This is a genomic window from Pseudomonas sp. ICMP 8385 (assembly GCF_002699915.1).
In the GTDB taxonomy this organism is placed as follows: Bacteria; Pseudomonadota; Gammaproteobacteria; order Pseudomonadales; family Pseudomonadaceae; genus Aquipseudomonas; species Aquipseudomonas gessardii.
On sequence record NZ_LKBY01000100.1, the window covers coordinates 61,430 to 78,087 of the forward strand.

Annotated in this window: 10 protein-coding genes; 6 read left to right on the forward strand and 4 right to left on the reverse strand. The window is 62.8% G+C overall.

Features of this window, described 5'->3' with window-relative positions; genetic code table 11:
• The first annotated feature begins 197 nt into the window (after positions 1-197).
• On the forward strand, positions 198-2,195 hold the full coding sequence (gene mnmC, locus AO268_RS15150; RefSeq protein ID WP_099169144.1) for a bifunctional tRNA (5-methylaminomethyl-2-thiouridine)(34)-methyltransferase MnmD/FAD-dependent 5-carboxymethylaminomethyl-2-thiouridine(34) oxidoreductase MnmC: 1,998 nt from the start codon (positions 198-200) through the stop codon (positions 2,193-2,195).
• An 8-nt stretch (positions 2,196-2,203) separates the two neighbouring features.
• On the opposite strand, the gene AO268_RS15155 is transcribed toward mnmC, so the two are convergent.
• Positions 2,204-7,024, reverse strand: a complete 4,821-nt coding sequence (locus tag AO268_RS15155) for an NEL-type E3 ubiquitin ligase domain-containing protein (protein WP_099169145.1) — start codon at positions 7,022-7,024, stop codon at positions 2,204-2,206.
• Positions 7,025-7,335: 311 nt separating this feature from the next.
• Between AO268_RS15155 and AO268_RS15160 the strand changes: the two genes are divergently transcribed.
• From AO268_RS15160 to AO268_RS15175, 4 genes are all read left to right on the forward strand, one after another.
• Positions 7,336-9,108, forward strand: a complete 1,773-nt coding sequence (locus AO268_RS15160; protein ID WP_099169146.1) for an N-acetylglutaminylglutamine amidotransferase — start codon at positions 7,336-7,338, stop codon at positions 9,106-9,108.
• A gap of 3 nt (positions 9,109-9,111) precedes the next feature.
• The gene (ngg, locus tag AO268_RS15165) at positions 9,112-10,857 is read left to right on the forward strand and encodes an N-acetylglutaminylglutamine synthetase (protein ID WP_099169147.1); all 1,746 of its coding nucleotides are present in this window, start codon (positions 9,112-9,114) and stop codon (positions 10,855-10,857) included.
• 141 nt (positions 10,858-10,998) lie between these two features.
• Positions 10,999-12,183: an osmoprotectant NAGGN system M42 family peptidase gene (locus AO268_RS15170; protein WP_099169148.1), complete on the forward strand. Its 1,185-nt coding sequence runs from the start codon at positions 10,999-11,001 to the stop codon at positions 12,181-12,183.
• A gap of 59 nt (positions 12,184-12,242) precedes the next feature.
• Positions 12,243-12,470 (forward strand): YheU family protein, encoded by a 228-nt coding sequence (locus AO268_RS15175; RefSeq protein WP_099169149.1) that lies wholly within the window; start codon positions 12,243-12,245, stop codon positions 12,468-12,470.
• On the opposite strand, the gene csrA is transcribed toward AO268_RS15175, so the two are convergent.
• Together csrA and AO268_RS15185 are read right to left on the reverse strand one after the other, a co-directional pair.
• Complete coding sequence (gene csrA, locus AO268_RS15180; protein ID WP_099169150.1) at positions 12,467-12,661, reverse strand: carbon storage regulator CsrA; 195 nt, start codon at positions 12,659-12,661, stop codon at positions 12,467-12,469. The genes AO268_RS15175 and csrA overlap by 4 nt on opposite strands.
• Before the next feature lie 171 nt (positions 12,662-12,832).
• Entirely contained in the window at positions 12,833-13,648 is an 816-nt protein-coding gene (locus AO268_RS15185; protein ID WP_099169151.1) for an SDR family oxidoreductase, read from the reverse strand.
• Positions 13,649-13,969: 321 nt separating this feature from the next.
• Between AO268_RS15185 and AO268_RS15190 the strand changes: the two genes are divergently transcribed.
• Positions 13,970-14,122 carry a DUF3309 family protein gene (locus tag AO268_RS15190; protein WP_032863216.1) on the forward strand — a complete coding sequence of 51 codons (153 nt, stop codon included), beginning with the start codon at positions 13,970-13,972 and terminating at the stop codon, positions 14,120-14,122.
• Positions 14,123-14,204: 82 nt separating this feature from the next.
• On the opposite strand, the gene AO268_RS15195 is transcribed toward AO268_RS15190, so the two are convergent.
• A complete protein-coding gene (locus AO268_RS15195; RefSeq protein WP_099169152.1) occupies positions 14,205-16,292 on the reverse strand; it encodes an LTA synthase family protein in 2,088 nt (695 codons plus the stop codon).
• Positions 16,293-16,658 lie beyond the last annotated feature (366 nt).

The following is a 16,658-nucleotide window of genomic DNA, read 5'->3' on the forward strand; positions in this document are numbered from 1 at the left end:
AGCAATATCCCTTAATGCCTAGGGTTGAACGCTTAACGATACCTCGTGCCAAGGCGCCGGATTAACGCCGATTGTTGATGGGTCCAGGGGCGATTGCCGGGGATTTTTCCATGGATGAAATAGCCGGCTAACACCCCGCTTCTACCCTGCCCGCCGGGATCGACTAGAATGGCCGCCTTGTCTCTGCCGAGTTGCCCATGAACCCCGTACAGCCCAATGCCCAGCTCGACTGGGACGACCAGGGACGCCCACGCTCGCGGGTGTTCGATGACGTGTATTTTTCCGACCAGTCGGGCCTGGAAGAAACCCGCTACGTGTTCCTCGAACAGAACCGCCTGCCAGAACGCTTTGCCGCGCTGCCGGTGGGCGGGCGGCTGGTGATCGGGGAAACGGGGTTTGGCACCGGCTTGAATTTCCTGTGTGCCTGGCAGCTGTTTGAACAGCACGCCGTGCCGGGGGCGCGCCTGCATTTTGTCAGTGTGGAAAAGTACCCCCTGAGCCATGCCGACCTGCAACGCGCCCTCGCCCTCTGGCCGCAGCTCCAGCCGTTGGCCGAGCCATTGCTGGCGCAGTACGTCGCCATTCACCAGGGCTTCCAGCGCCTGATCCTGGCTGACGGGCGTGTGACGCTGACGCTGCTGATCGGCGATGCCCTGGAGCAACTGCCGCAGTTGGATGCACAGATCGACGCCTGGTTTCTCGACGGTTTTGCCCCGGCGAAAAACCCCGACATGTGGACCGCCGAACTGTTCGCCGAACTGGCGCGGCTGGCGGCCCCGGGCTCGACCATCAGCACCTTTACCAGCACCGGCTGGGTGCGGCGCCTGCTCAATGCTGCCGGGTTCAAGATGAAGCGCACCCCGGGCATCGGCCACAAATGGGAAATCCTGCGCGGGGAGTTTCTCGGCTGGCCGGCCGACGCACCGCTACCGGCCCCCACCAAGCCCTGGTTCGCCAGGCCAACGGCCCTCAAGGGGGAGCGCCGGGCCCTGGTGATCGGCGGCGGTATGGCCGGGTGCACCAGCGCTGCCAGCCTGGCTGCGCGGGGTTGGCAGGTCAGCCTGCTGGAGCGCCATGCCGGCCTGGCCCAGGAGGCCTCGGGCAATCCGCAAGGGGTGCTGTACCTCAAGCTGTCGGCCCATGGCACCGCGCTGTCGCAAATGATTGTCAGCGGGTTCGGCCATACCCGGCGCCTGCTGGAGCACTTGCAACGGGGGGTGGAGTGGGACGGCTGTGGCGTCCTGCAACTGGCCTTCAATGCCCGGGAGGCCGAGCGCCAGGCGCAACTGGCCGAGGCGTTTGCCCCGGGCTTGCTGCACCGGCTGAACAGGGACCAGGCCCAGGCCCGGGCCGGGGTTGGCCTGGAGCACGGCGGGCTGTTTTTCCCCGAGGGCGGCTGGGTGCATCCACCCGCTTTCTGCCAATGGCAGGCACGCCAGCCCGGCATCACGGTGCAGGTTCATCATGAGGTGCTGGAGCTGCGCAAAGTCGACGAGCAATGGCAGGCCTGGGACGGTGACCGGTTGCTGGCCAGCGCTGCCGTGGTGGTGCTGGCCGGCGCGGCTGACGTCAAGCGCTTTGCTGCCAGCGCCGAGTTGCCGTTAAAGCGTATTCGCGGGCAGATCACCCGCTTGCCGCAGACCGCCGACAGCCAGGCCTTGGCCACGGTGGTGTGCGCCGAAGGCTATGTCGCGCCGGCCCGCCTGGGGGAGCACACCCTGGGCGCCAGTTTTGACTTCACCTGTGAAGACCTCACCCCCACCGCCGCCGAGCATGCCGGGAATCTGGCGCTGCTGCAGGAAATCTCCCCGGACCTGGCCCAACGCCTGCGCGCCGACAGCCTTGCTCCACAGACCCTGCAAGGCCGCGCGGCCTTTCGCTGCACCAGCCCGGACTATTTGCCGATTGTCGGGCCATTGGCCGACACCCTGGCATTCGCCCAGGCCTATGGGGCGCTGCGCAAGGACGCCCGCCACACACCCGACACCGCCTGCCCGTGGCTCGATGGCCTGTATATCAATAGCGGCCATGGCTCACGGGGCCTGATCACCGCGCCGTTGTCCGCCGAACTGCTGGCCGCGTGGCTGGACAACGAACCGCTGCCCCTGCCCCGCAGTGTGGCCGAGGCCTGTCATCCAAACCGCTTCGCCGTACGGGCGTTGATCCGCAGCAACGCGGCCAAGAAACCTCAGTGAGCGGGCCGTCAACCCGCCGTGGGCAGCTCGCAGGTGCCCAGCTCATCGAGCCTCAACGCCTCCTTGGTCAGGCGTTCAAGCTCGGTGTGCTCCGCCTTTTCCTGCTCATCCTGGATCTGCCCCATCTGGCTGCGATAATCGGCGTCGCCCAGGGTCTCTCTCTGCGCCCATACGGCCTCTATGCGCTCGCCAAAAGGCTGGTTCAAGGTATCGAACGAACCGCCATGGGTCCGTCGCAGGTAGCTGCGCCAAAACGGCAGTTTCACCATATAGGTCAGCAGTAGCGGGGAAAGCTCAGCCGCCCTCAATTGCACTTCAGCCACCTCCAGCATGTGCTCGGTCACCCCGCCCAGGCTGGCATAGCGCATATGCCGCGGTTGCCCGGGCAAATGGAAGCGCTCCACCAACCCCGTGCGATAAGCCAGGCTGACCTCCAGTGGGTCGAGCATCGGATGCTCAGCGCTGTGCCGGCGGGCCATCTGTTCCAGACGGTCCAGGCGAAACAATCCACGGGCCAGCCTCAAGAGTGGCTTGGCCGTGACCTGCCCACCCTCCACCCGCTGCGAAGCCTCGTGAATTTCCACCAGCACTTCCAGGTTACTGAAACTCTCGGCGGCGGCATCGTCACAGTTCAAAGGCGTGGCCGCCCGTTCAAAGATCTCTTCGCGCAGCCGGGTATCCGCTGCCGCCGCGTCCAGTACCCGCCAGACCCGACGGCCCATGTCCTCCTGTACGTGAGTGGTATCGGCAGCTCCGCCCAGGCCGGCCAGGAGCTTGAACAGCGCATCGGAACCGGGTTCATCCTTGAGCCCCACCCAGGTCTCGATCCTCTCGGGGTAGCGGGCCACTCGCCCATCTCCCAGCCATAGATCCCGGGCCGCCTGTTCATTGAGCCTGGCGATGTCGTCTTCCACAAAGCCCATGCCCACGCCAATGGCGTCCCGGTAGTTGTTCAACCGCAGGCGGCTGGGGGCATCCAGTGGGTTGTGCCGCAAGTTGATGATTTCGGTGTTGCGCCGTGGCGCGGCGAACAACCAGGCGGGCAAGGTGGCGATGTCATTTTCCCGCAGGTCCAGTTGCTCCAGGTAGGGGATGCGCATAAAACCGGTTGGCAGGCTTTTAAGCCGGCAGTTACGCAAGACCAGGCTACGCAGTTCAAACATCTTGCCCACCACCGGCGGGTCGACCAGGGGGTTGTTGCTCAGGTCCAGGGTGGTCAGGTTTTTCAGGTCGCCGAGTTTGGTCCGGGTGTATTCGGTCAGTTGCAGTTGGTTATTGGCCAGGTACAACCGGCGCAACTGCTTCATCTGCTGCAGCACTTCCGGCAGCCGCGTCACCCGGTTATCCGTCAGTTCCAGGGTCTTGAGCCCCTTGAAGTGCTTGAGGAAGTAGCCAACATCATCGTTGAGCCCCATGTTACGCAATGACAACTGCTGGATATGCCCGAACTGGACTCCCGGCGGGAGGCTCGGCAATGCCCCGAGGGCCATACCGTCAAGGGAAAGGCTCGGCACTTTCTGCTGGTACTCGTCCGGCAGCAGCGAGGCATATTGCCAACTGCGCTCAATGGCCTGGACGGCCTGGTGGCGTGCCAGGCGGTGATCCTGCACGGTAACCTCCGACGGCGCCTGCGCCACCTTCTCCCTGGCCCACACCTTCAGCGCCCGATGCAGGGCTTCATACTGCTGCTCAAGCACCCGGATGGCTTTGGCACGCGACAATTGATCGCTCCCCAGGTCCTGCAAAAAGGTCGCGATGCGCTGGTCGTCAAACCGGGGGTAGAGTTTGCGCACCTTGCGCACCAGGCCTGCCGGCTGGGATGGCGAATCCACGGGCATGCCTTGCACGCACGCCACGCCAGGCTCCTCGGGCACCGGCCGTTCCGGCCATAGATAGCGGGCAATCCAGCGGCGCTCATCCTGGGCCTTGCCAATCAAGGCATTGCGCAACTGGCTGGCCCTGTCGCTCCCGGGCAGGCGCAACGCGTCGAGCTGGGCGCCAGACAAACAGTCGAGCAGTGCCTCATAGAATCCTTGCGGCCCATCGGCCATCGCGCCCAGTGGCCTACCCTGCCCATCGTAGGCGCGAAACCCCTGGGCCGACTGCACCACCGTGCGGGTCGTGGCAGCCTTTGCCTTGCCCACGTGGGCGAGGACGCTGCCTCTCAAGCTCTCACGGCGCACCTGCAACAACAGGTCTTCGGGCCAGCCCGGAACCCGCCGCAGCAACCCGGTCGCCATGCGCCGAGTGGCTTCGGTGGCCAGTTCCGGCAAGTACAGACCGCTCAGGGCCTCGTCTTCATCCAACCGTTGCAGGGCCTCGCGCGCCCATTGAGCGATCCGCAAAGGCACCCGCCCGCTATGGCGCAAGCGCAAGCGCTCGGCGGTGGAGGCTTGGCTCATGACGTCCCAGGCGACTCCCAGGGGCAAGTGCGGATAGCGATGCTTGAGCAACCCGTGATCGCTCTGGTCGATGAAGTCGGCATTCGCACGCAGCCGTTCATACACTGCCTGGTGAGTGTCCTTGAATGAGGCCAAAAGGCGCCGCGCCAGCACCGCTTGCGCCTCCTCGTCCGGGAAGGAGCCCCCCAGCAGGCGCGCGGTCTCCTGCGGGTCGAGGGCGGTCAGTAGGGTGGCCATGACCTGCCCGTCCTTCATCTGGCGCGTGGTGATGTGGATGCTCAAGTCTTCGTAGTCAAAGGGGGCGGTGTCGGGATGACGCTCAAGCAAGTAGCCCTCTTCGTCCAGCAGTTCAAAAAAACGCCCCTTGGGCCAGCCTTCCATCAGCGGCAGGGCCAACATCTGCACATGCGCGGTCAACGCGTCGAGCGGTGCCTGGTGCGTCATTTGCCAGATCAGATCGCGAACCCCCTGGTTCTGCTTGAAACACAGGGCACGTTCGCGCAACCGCTCCGGCAATGGCAGGTTTTGCCTGGCCAGTTGCTGCAGGCGGGGCAAGGTCGTGTCGGTGATAGCGGCGATATCCCGCAGATGCCCGGCCGGGAAGGCGTTGAGGCTGGGGTCCAACCGGCCCAGCACATAGTCAGGGTTCTGCCACTCTTGCGGGCGCTCGAACAAGAACTGCCAGCCACCCTGATAGTTGTGGGTCACGGGCGGTCGATACGCGGCATCACGCTGCGGATGCCGGGCCCGCCAGCGGCCGGTGGACGCATCAAAGACTATCGAATAGATCGAACCGTCGATCTTGACATAGGACTGGCCATTGGCCTGGTAGACGCCACGGGGACTGGCAACGATCCCCTCGAGCGAGACGCTGTGGCGATACGGCTCGCTACGGCTACGCCATAGGCGCGTGGTTTTGTCCGGCATGCGCACGGCTTCCAGGCGGCCATAAAAACCCGAGGCCGGCGGCGTGCTTCTCCACAGCCGGCCCACCACTTTGGTACCCGCCGCGAACAACGCCATGGCGGCGAGGCTTTCGGCGATGTTCGCCAGGTGCCTGAGGGCCCCCAGCCGGTCCTGGTGTGTCCAGTCATCCACCCCGTCGAACACCTCCCCAAGAAGCTGCCCCACCGCCACGCCCATCATCAGTTGCCCCAGTACCGGCACCACTAACGCGGCGACGTTGAGCACCGTCAAGCCAGCGTCCAGGTAGTCCTGGATGCGTTGCTGGCGTGCCTCGTCATCGGCCTGGGCGTTGGAAACCGCCAGCACACGGGCATCGAGCTGGATTTTCCCGACACAGGCATTAAAAAAGAACGTCGAGAAGTTGCCCGTCACCGCTAGCGACTCCACGCGCACCAGAAGATTGTATTTCTCAAAACGCTCGAAAAAACCGAAACGCTCGGACTCATCCAGGTAGCCCATGAAGAAGGTTCGATACGTACTCACATGGAGCTTGAGGCCAAGGTAGAGCTTGAAATGCTCCAGTAGCTCATAGCGATACCACGGGCGTACGGGCTCATTGGGCATGTACACCACGACCGGGCCGCTGGCGAATCCCTCGGCGGAGGCGCTGGAAAACACCAGCACGCCCCACAGGCAAGCCCCATCGATCTTCAGGCCTTGCCAGGTCAGCGGTTGGCCGTTGAACCACAATGGCTGGGGGTCGCTGGCGGGCATATCCGCCCGGACCAGGCCGAGCAACAACGTATAGGTCGGTTGATCGATATCGCCCTTGGCATGGGCCATATGCAAGTCCAGCAGCATATCCAGGCACCGGGTATGGCCGACCTCCTTCACCACAGGGCTATAGCCGTGCTCCAGGTCCGCCAGTTTGAACACTTCGCGCACATGGGCTTGATAGGCCGCCCCCAGGTTCAGCTCGCGGCAGTAGCCGATAAAGGCCTGGGCGCTGATATCCCGGGCAATCCTGCGCTGGGCGCCCACCCGCACCACGGCATTGATCGGTATGCCTGCCGGCTCGGCCCCCGCCTGGGAAAAGTTCTGCATGGCCGCCTGCAGCAGGCTGTGCTTCTCCAGGACCACCGTTTCGATCAGCATGCCGCCAAGGTCCGGGTTGACACCGTGGAAGGTGCGCCTGGGAAGCTCTAGCAAGTCGTACTCAATGTCCAGGTAGCCATAGCCCCTGGCAGTCAGAAAGGCCTTGAGCCGTTCGCGACAAAACCTGTCGAGGGGGGTCAACCGGCTCAACAGCCGTTGCAGGGTTTCCCGGGGGGCCTCGCTGTCGGCATACGTCTGCTCAATGGCCTGGAGCACCTGGGAGTCGGCCTTGATCAACCAGGCCGGCAGGGTGTCATGCAACACCTGCGCCTTGTCCAGATCGCCGGTGATACTCAGCAGCCCCTTCATCACATCATCCTGAGCCACAGGCGCGAGTACCTGGCTCAAATCAGCGGTTTGCGTCATTCGCAACGTTCCTTAATCGCGTTGAACAATGCCGCCACACACTAAACCCACCCGCCCTTCAGAAGGGTTCAAATAGCTGCAGGTTTACCCAGGGCAATGCCCCACTCTTTGCATATGAACTTGAGCTAATTACCGCCCTTTTCCTCCACGCCGCACCGGCCGCAGGGTCTGTCACGAAGGGGGGCGGTTGTTTGCCATATAACGTATTGATCTAAAACTCCCTGCGCAGCCCTGGGGTCTGTCCCTGGGTAACCGCCGTTTTGGCGCGTGCCTTTTTACCCCTCCCCAACGGAAAAACCGGTAAGGAATTTATGTGCGGATTAGCTGGAGAATTGCGTTTCAATCATCAACCTGCCGACCTGGCAGCGGTGGAACGAATCACCCATCACCTGGCGCCACGCGGGCCTGACGCGTGGGGCTTCCATGCCCAGGGGCCGATTGCCCTGGGCCATCGACGCCTGAAAATCATGGACCTGTCGGACGGCTCGGCCCAACCGATGGTCGACGCCCAACTGGGCCTGTCCCTGGCCTTCAACGGCGCGATCTACAACTTCCCGGAACTGCGCAGCGAGCTTGAAGCCCTGGGCTACGCCTTCTATTCGGACGGCGACACCGAGGTGCTGCTCAAGGGCTATCACGCCTGGGGCGAAGCCTTGCTGCCCAAGCTCAACGGCATGTTTGCCCTTGCCATCTGGGAGCGCGACAGCCAGCGCCTGTTCATCGCCCGCGACCGCCTGGGCGTCAAGCCGTTGTACCTGTCGCGCACCGGCCAGCGCCTGCGCTTTGCTTCGACGTTGCCGGCGCTGCTCAAGGGCGGCGATATCAGCCCGCTGCTCGACCCGGTGGCGCTCAATCACTACCTGAATTTCCACGCCGTGGTGCCGGCCCCGCGCACCCTGCTGGCGGGCATCGAAAAACTGCCGCCGGCCACCTGGATGCGTATCGACGCCGATGGCAACACCGAGCAGAAAACCTGGTGGACCCTGCCCTATGGCCCCCATGACGATGAAAAACACCTGACCCTGCAAGACTGGACCGACCGCGTGCTCGACAGCACCCGCCAGGCCGTAGCCATTCGCCAACGCGCTGCGGTGGAGGTGGGCGTGCTGCTGTCCGGCGGTGTGGATTCGAGCCTGCTGGTGGGCTTGTTGCGTGAAGTCGGCGTGCAGGATCTGGCGACCTTCTCCATCGGCTTTGAAGATGCCGGCGGCGAGCGTGGCGATGAGTTCCAGTACTCCGACCTGATCGCCCGGCATTACGGCACCCAGCACCATCAACTGCGCATCGCTGAAAGCGAGATCATCGAGCAACTGCCGGCCGCCTTCCGCGCCATGAGCGAGCCGATGGTCAGCCATGACTGCATTGCCTTCTACCTGCTATCGCGGGAAGTGGCCAAGCATTGCAAGGTGGTGCAAAGCGGCCAGGGCGCCGATGAGCTGTTCGCCGGTTACCACTGGTATGCGCAGGTGGACGGCGCCAGCGACCCTTACGCGGCTTACCGCGAGGCCTTTTTCGACCGCAGCTACGCCGATTATGCGGCGACCGTCACCCCGCAATGGCTGACCGCCCATGACGCGGCCGGCGACTTTGTGCGCGAACATTTCGCCCAACCTGGCGCCGAGGCCGCAGTGGATAAGGCCCTGCGCCTGGACAGCACGGTGATGCTGGTGGACGACCCGGTCAAGCGTGTGGATAACATGACCATGGCCTGGGGCCTGGAGGCGCGTACGCCATTCCTCGACTACCGCCTGGTGGAGTTGTCGGCGCGGGTGCCGGGCCAATTCAAGCTGCCGGACGGCGGCAAGCAGGTGCTCAAGGAGGCCGCGCGCCGGGTGATCCCCAGCGCGGTGATCGACCGCAAGAAAGGCTACTTCCCGGTGCCCGGGCTCAAGCACTTGCAGGGCGATACCCTGAACTGGGTGCGCGACCTGCTGCTGGACCCAAGCCAAAATCGGGGCCTGTTCAACCCGGCGATGCTCGACCGCCTGCTCACTGACCCCCAGGGGCAACTGACACCGCTGCGCGGCTCCAAACTGTGGCAACTGGCAGCGTTGAACCTATGGCTCAGCGAACAAGGAATCTGATTGATGAAGCCTCACGCCACGACCTACAGCCAACGCCTGCTGCGCGGCCAGGCGCCGTCCTACGAGCGCCTGCAAGCGCGCCTGGCCGAAGACGGCAGCGAACCCAGCACGCAACCGATTGCCGTGCATTGTGGGTGGGGCCGGCTGTTGATTGGCCATACCTTCCCCGACCCGGCAAGCCTGGCCCTGGAGTTGCTCAACGAGCAGCCCGCAGAGCGCGACATCGCGCTGTATGTGGCCGCGCCCCAGCAGATCCTCGGGATTGATCCACAACAGTTGTTCCTCGACCCCTCCGACACCTTGCGCCTGTGGTTCACCGACTACCGCCCGGCGACCCGGGTGTTTCGCGGCTTTCGCATTCGCCGGGTGCAGAGCGCAGCCGACTGGCAGGCGGTCAATCGCCTGTACCAGGGGCGCGGCATGTTGCCGGTGGATGCCAGCCTGTTGACCCCGCGCCACCAGGGCGGCCCGGTGTACTGGCTGGCCGAGGATGAAGACAGCGGCGCGGTGATCGGCAGCGTCATGGGCCTCAATCACCAGAAGGCCTTCCATGACCCGGAACACGGCAGCAGCCTCTGGTGCCTGGCCGTAGACCCGCAATGCTCGCGGCCGGGCGTCGGCGAAGTGCTGGTGCGCCACCTGATCGAGCACTTTATGAGCCGTGGCCTGAGTTACCTGGACCTGTCGGTATTGCATGACAATTGCCAAGCGAAAAGCCTCTACGCCAAGCTCGGCTTCCGTCCCCTCACCACCTTTGCCATCAAGCGCAAGAACGGCATCAACCAGCCGCTGTTCCTTGGGCCGGGGCCGCAGGCGGGGTTTAATCCCTATGCGCGGATCATTGTCGAAGAAGCGCACCGGCGCGGGATTGATGTGCAGGTGGACGATGCCGCCGCCGGGTTGTTCACCCTCAGCCATGGCGGGCGCCGGGTGCGCTGTCGCGAGTCGTTGAGCGACCTGACCAGCGCCATCAGCATGACCCTGTGCCAGGATAAAAGCCTGACCCACAAGGTCTTGAGCGCCGCCGGTTTGAAATTGCCGTCGCAACAATTGGCGGCCAGCGCCGACGACAACCTGACGTTTCTCGACGAGCACCAGCGCATTGTGGTCAAGCCGCTGGACGGCGAGCAAGGTCAAGGCGTGGCCGTGGACCTGCGCACCCTCGAAGAGGTGCAAGGCGCTATTGAAGCGGCGCGTCGGTTCGACGCACGGGTGTTGCTGGAGAGCTTCCACGAGGGCCTGGACCTGCGCATCCTGGTGATCGGCTTTGACGTGGTGGCCGCCGCGATCCGGCGCCCGGCGCAGGTGATCGGTGATGGCAAACACAGCGTCGGCGCCTTGATCGAGGCGCAAAGCCGCCGACGCCAGGCGGCCACCGATGGCGAAAGCCGGATCCCCCTGGACGACGAAACCCTGCGCACCTTAAAGGCAGCGGGTTACGACTACGACAGCATCCTGCCTGCGGGCGAAGTGCTGGCGGTGCGGCGTACCGCCAACCTGCACACCGGGGGTTGCCTGGAGGATGTCACGGCGATCCTGCACCCAACGCTGGTGGATGCAGCGGTGCGGGCGGCACGGGCCCTGGACATTCCCATGGTGGGCCTGGACCTGATGGTGCCGGCCGCCGACCAACCGGAGTACGTATTTATCGAAGCCAATGAGCGCGCAGGATTGGCCAACCATGAACCGCAGCCCACGGCGGAAAAGTTCGTGGACCTGCTGTTTCCCCACAGCCAAACCACGGCTTGAAACATGATCATTCCCACGCTCCGCGTGGGAATGCAGCCAGTGACGCTTCGCGTCACAAGAGCGGACGCGGAGCGTCCCTTGAGGCATTCCCACGCGGAGCGTGGGAACGATCATGCGGCCCTCAACTCATCAGGAGTTTCCATGACCCAACCCCTCCCCGAACCGGATCTCAACTACCTGCAGAAAGTACTGCTGGAAATGCTCGCCATCCCCAGCCCCACCGGGTTTACCGACACCATCGTGCGCTACGTCGCCGAGCGCCTGGAAGAACTGGGCATCCCCTTTGAAATGACCCGGCGCGGCACGATCCGCGCCACCCTCAAGGGCCAGCAAAACAGCCCGGACCGTGCGGTTTGCGCGCACCTGGACACCATCGGCGCCGCCGTGCGGGCGATCAAGGACAATGGCCGCCTGAGCCTGGCCCCCGTGGGCTGCTGGTCCAGCCGCTTTGCCGAAGGCAGCCGCGTGAGCCTGTTCACCGACCATGGCGTGATCCGTGGCAGCGTCCTGCCACTGATGGCCTCCGGGCACGCGTTCAACACCGCCGTGGATGAACTGCCAATCAGTTGGGACCATATCGAACTGCGCCTGGATGCCTACTGCGCCACCCGCGCCGATTGCGATTCCCTGGGGATCAGCGTCGGTGACTTCGTGGCCTTCGACCCGCTACCGGAATTCACCGAAAGCGGCCATATCAGTGCCCGCCACCTGGATGACAAAGCCGGGGTCGCCGCCCTGCTGGCGGCGCTCAAGGCCATCGTCGACAGTGGCGAACCCCTACTGATCGATTGTCACCCACTGTTCACCATCACCGAAGAAACCGGCAGTGGCGCAGCCGCGGCACTGCCCTGGGATGTCAGCGAATTCGTCGGCATCGACATTGCCCCGGTCGCTCCCGGCCAGCACTCCAGCGAACATGCCGTCAGCGTGGCGATGCAGGATTCCGGCGGCCCCTACGACTATCACCTGTCGCGGCACTTGCTGCGCCTGGCGGCGGATAACGACCTGCCGGTACGGCGTGACCTGTTTCGCTATTACTTCAGCGATGCCCATTCGGCCGTCACCGCCGGCCACGATATCCGCACCGCGCTGCTGGCCTTCGGTTGCGATGCGACCCACGGTTACGAGCGCACCCATATCGACAGCCTCGCGGCCTTGAGCCGCCTGCTGGGCGCCTACATCCTCAGCCCGCCGGTGTTTGCCAGCGATGCCCAACCGGCCCAGGGCTCCCTGGACCGCTTCAGCCATCAACTGGAGCACGACACGCAAATGGAGAGCGATACCCGTGTGCCTTCGGTGGACAGCCTGGTGGGGCACAAACCCTGAGGCTGGCAACTATGATCCCGGCACAGTAGGATCGCCGGGATCCACCATTTGAGGCTTGTATGCTGATTCCCTACGCTGCACTTGAAGTCGACACCCTGACCCGCCTCATCGAGGACTTCGTGACCCGCGACGGCACCGACAATGGCGACGACACCCCCCTGGAAACCCGCGTACTGCGTGTGCGCCAGGCGTTGACCAAGGGCCAGGCACTGATCGTTTTCGACCCCGAAAGTGAACAGTGCCAACTGATGCTCAAGCACGATGTGCCCAAGCACCTGTTCGACTAAGGGTTGGCCACGGGCACCGACTGGCCCTGCCGGTTGCGGTTTTTTTCGTAGATCTCCGCCCGGTGCACATTGACCTCTGCCGGGGCTTGCACGCCGAGTTTCACCTGGAGGTTGTTGACCTCCAGGATCCGCAGGGTGATGTGATCGCCGATGGAAATGATTTCGTCTACTGCGCGGCTAAGTACCAGCATGGTGTTTGTCCTTTGGAAGTGACTGGACATCGACCTTGCTCCCGAGCCTACGATCCATCAATAAGCCGCCAGACAAACAGATAAGCCCTACAGGTAAGGGTTAGTTTTACTGACAGACGAATATCAAATAGAGCAGTAGGACCGATCAGTTTTAAACATATCGTTTATCTCTCAACCTTTGACCGACTGGGCCTTGGCGCGCATTTTTTCCGACATGCTGGTCATCTCGTCATACAGCAACTGCGGGTTTTTCTGCTTCAGGGCCCAGGCCATTCGCCCCTGTTCGTGGGGCAGGATCATGAACTCACCGACGGCCACACGCTGGTAGATGTACTCGGCAATGTCTGCCGCACTGATCGGCGAGCTTTCCAGCAGCTTGCCGACCTGGGCCTTCATCGCCGGGGTCGGGCCGCGGAACGAGTCCAGCAGGTTGGTCTGGAAAAACGACGGGCACACCACATGCACCCCGATCTCCTGCTGCTTGAGTTCCACCAGCAGGCTTTCCGAGAGCGCCACCACACCCGCCTTGGCCACGTTGTAGTTGCTCATGGCCGGGCCTTGCATCAGGGCCGCCATGGAAGCGATGTTGATGATGCGGCCCTGGCTTTTTTCCAGCAGCGGCAGGAAGGCCTTGCAGCCCTTGACCACGCCCATCAGGTTGATTGCGATCTGCCAGTCCCAGTCTTCCAGGGACAGTTCGCCAAAGAACCCACCGGAGGCGACCCCGGCGTTGTTGACGATCACATCGATGCCGCCCAGCTTGACCTCGCAGGCCTGGGCCAAGGCCGTGAGCTGGCTGTAGTCGCGCACGTCACAGCGCTGGATAAACCCGTCGCCACCGGCCTGGCGCACCTGGGCGAGGGTTTCCTGCAAGCCCGGTTCGCTGACGTCCGACAAGGCCAGTTGCCAGCCTTCACGGGCCCAGCGCAGCGCGATTTCGCGACCCAGGCCGGATCCGGCGCCAGTGATCATCATGCGATTTTGCATAGGAAGTAGCCTTGTGGTTCAGGGAAGAAGTACGCGCCAGTGTAGCGAAGGTCATTCACCGGCCCATGCACCATCAAGTTGCTGAATGCCCGGGGCAAACCAAAAGCCCGGTCGGATCTCGACGCGTGGGGCAAGTTCAATTTTTTTAAACTAAGTGCGAGGCCGTACAACAATTAAAAAGGAAATAAGCCAGCAACCAAATTACATTAAAAAAACAGGGAATTTTCTGCAAAACGCAGGAGTCGGATTGATTAAGGCGGCCGTTTTAGATGACCGGTTTAATCATCAAGTCTTTTACAAGACGCATAAGGAAATCCCACTATGAGCCTCATTCTTATCATTGTCCTGATCCTCCTGCTGGTCGGCGGCCTGCCGGTGTTCCCGCACTCGCGCAACTGGGGTTATGGGCCATCGGGTATTCTCGGTACGGTGCTGGTGGTGCTGTTGATTCTGTTGTTGCTGGGCAAGATATAAAGTTATCGTTCCTACAAAAAGCAGGAAAAAAGATGCAAAAAAAAGAGGCCTTGAAAAAGGCCTCTTTTTTATTGCCTGGCGATTAGTCCGGCTTGCCGTCTACCACGCCTGCGGTGTTATCCAGCAGGCTCTTGGTGGCGGTTTGCAGGAACGACTCAAGTTTCTGCTTAAGTTGTGCCTCATCCGTCGACTCCGGGATCAACTTGCCGGTAGGGTTGGCACCCAGTTCGTATTGCCACAGTTTCGGTGGCATTTCCTTGGGCAGTACCAGCACGCGGTCAGCGGTGAGCAAGGCCACGGTCTGGTCGCTGCCCGAGGGCTTGATCACGCCAAAGCCCTTGTCGCCTTCCGGCAAGTTGAGCAGGTCGCGGCCCCAGCACTGGTGGCGGGTTTCACCGCCCAGGCGGCCCATGATGGTCGGCACGATGTCGATCTGCGTGCCCACGGTGTGGTCACGCACGCCGAACTTGTCCTGCACGCCCGGAGCGATGAGCAGCAGCGGCACGTTGAAGCGGCCCAGGTCCATTTCGGTGATCTGTTGCTCGTTGCCAAAGCCATGGTCGCCAACGACCACAAACAGGGTGTCCTTGAAGTACGGCTCCTTGCGGGCCTTCTCGAAGAACTGGCCCAGGGCCCAGTCGGAGTAGCGCATGGCCGTCAAATGCTCGTTGAGGCGACCACGGTCAGTGACCGGCTCGACCGGCAACGGCGTCGGCAAGGCGTACGGCGTGTGGTTGGACAGGGTCTGCAGCAGGGCGTAGAACGGCTTGCCGCCTTCGCGGGCCTTCAGCTCCTGCAGGCCACGGTTGAACATGTCCTGGTCGGACACGCCCCAGGTCGGATCGGAGAACACCGGGTCAACGAAGTCATTGCGGCCAATGAAGTTGGTCATACCCTGGTTGCTGAAGAAGCCCGACTGGTTGTCCCAGGCGAAGTCGCCGTTATAGACATACACGTCGTCGAAATCACGGGCACTGAGCAATTGCGGCAAGCCCGACAGCTTGTGGCTGCCTTCCGGGGTCTGCATCAGGTATTCAAAGCCTGGCAGGTTCGGGAAGCAGGCCATGGTGGCGAACATGCCCTGATGGGTATGGGTGCCGTTGGAGAAGAAACGATCGAACAGCAGGCCTTCTTTGGTCAGCTCGTCGAAGTACGGCGTGATCTTGCCGCCACTGCCCAGGGCGCCCACCGAGTGACCGGCGAAGCTTTCCATCAGGATCACCACGACGTTCTTGATCGCCAGGGTCTTCTCGGCCGGTGGCGTGAAGTCACGGCGCACGGCGGCGGTGTCGGCATCCACCAGTTTTTCGTCCGGCATCACCAACATGTCACGCACGGTCTGGGTGGCCAGCGGCTGCTCCAGGGTGGCTTTCCAGACGTTCTCGCGGTGCTCGGAGAACCGCGCCTTGGCCGCCCCGACCAGCGACAACGTACCGTTGAGGCCCAGGTGGTTGGCAAAGTTCGAGTCGGTGGTGTACACGTCACCCCAGCGCAGCGGCGGGCCCTGGCGCAGGGTGCCACGCGCGGCGACCACGGCGATCAGCAGGCACACCACGAACACCGCGATGCGGCTGTACCACGGCGCGACCTGGCGGGTGCCCACCGTGCCCCCGCTGAACGGGCCACGGGGACGTGTTGCACGGTCGGCGCCCTTGAAGGCGATGCTCAGGATAAAGGTGCCGACGGCCCAGCCCAGCAGGTAGCGCACCACCGGGAAACCGTACCAGAGCATGCTCATCACGGTTTTCGGGTCTTCCTTGACGTACTGGAAGACCAGACCGTTGAGGCGCTGGTGGAACTCACGGTAGAAGTCCATTTCCATCAGGCCCAGGAACAGCGCGATGCTGGAGACCACGGTCAGCCACAGCCGGAAGAACCCACGGGCGGCCATGGCGCGCACGCTGAACAGGGCCAGGATCAGCGGGATGCTCAGGTACACCACCAGGCGCAAGTCCATGCGCAGGCCATTGGCGAACGCTTCAAGGAAGGTCGAGGCCGGGGTGTCGAGCATCATGTCGCTGTTGTACACCAACAGTCCCAGGCGCAGCAGGGAGAGCATCACCATCATGACCAGCGCGCATAGCAGCGTGTAGGCCAGGTGGGACTTGACGGTCGGTTGCAGCAGGCGATTAGAAGCTCGCTGCTGATTCAGGGCGTCCGGGTTTGCCATGTTGTTTGAGGACCCATTGGAAGTTTAAGTGGCGAAATAATGCAGCGGCGTCCTGCCCCAACCAATAAAGGCACAGGGTCCAGGGTATTACGCGGTGGGCAGATGGTGCCCGATCAACGCCGGCAACGCTATTGATTACTCATTGCGCAGGGCTCCTGGCGGCGCAGACGGGCCGTGGCAGGAAAATAAAGCGGGGAGAATTGTCTTGGATGAAGTGTGAAAATTTTGTGCAGCGAATATCTCGACACACAAATCTACAGGACACAGCGTAATTAAATGTGGGAGCGGGCTTGTGTGGGAGCGGGCTTGCCCTAATGCCAGTCAGTTAAGCCCTCCCGCTTTCTTTTTGGGGTATTTGACCGGCCT

Bases quoted from the DNA above. Each gene is read 5' to 3' on its own strand.
- mnmC (WP_099169144.1), top strand. From the start codon at position 198: ATGAACCCCGTACAGCCCAATGCCCAGCTCGACTGGGACGACCAGGGA.
- AO268_RS15155 (WP_099169145.1), bottom strand. From the start codon at position 7,024: ATGACGCAAACCGCTGATTTGAGCCAGGTACTCGCGCCTGTGGCTCAG.
- AO268_RS15160 (WP_099169146.1), top strand. From the start codon at position 7,336: ATGTGCGGATTAGCTGGAGAATTGCGTTTCAATCATCAACCTGCCGAC.
- ngg (WP_099169147.1), top strand. From the start codon at position 9,112: ATGAAGCCTCACGCCACGACCTACAGCCAACGCCTGCTGCGCGGCCAG.
- AO268_RS15170 (WP_099169148.1), top strand. From the start codon at position 10,999: ATGACCCAACCCCTCCCCGAACCGGATCTCAACTACCTGCAGAAAGTA.
- AO268_RS15175 (WP_099169149.1), top strand. From the start codon at position 12,243: ATGCTGATTCCCTACGCTGCACTTGAAGTCGACACCCTGACCCGCCTC.
- csrA (WP_099169150.1), bottom strand. From the start codon at position 12,661: ATGCTGGTACTTAGCCGCGCAGTAGACGAAATCATTTCCATCGGCGAT.
- AO268_RS15185 (WP_099169151.1), bottom strand. From the start codon at position 13,648: ATGCAAAATCGCATGATGATCACTGGCGCCGGATCCGGCCTGGGTCGC.
- AO268_RS15190 (WP_032863216.1), top strand. From the start codon at position 13,970: ATGAGCCTCATTCTTATCATTGTCCTGATCCTCCTGCTGGTCGGCGGC.
- AO268_RS15195 (WP_099169152.1), bottom strand. From the start codon at position 16,292: ATGGCAAACCCGGACGCCCTGAATCAGCAGCGAGCTTCTAATCGCCTG.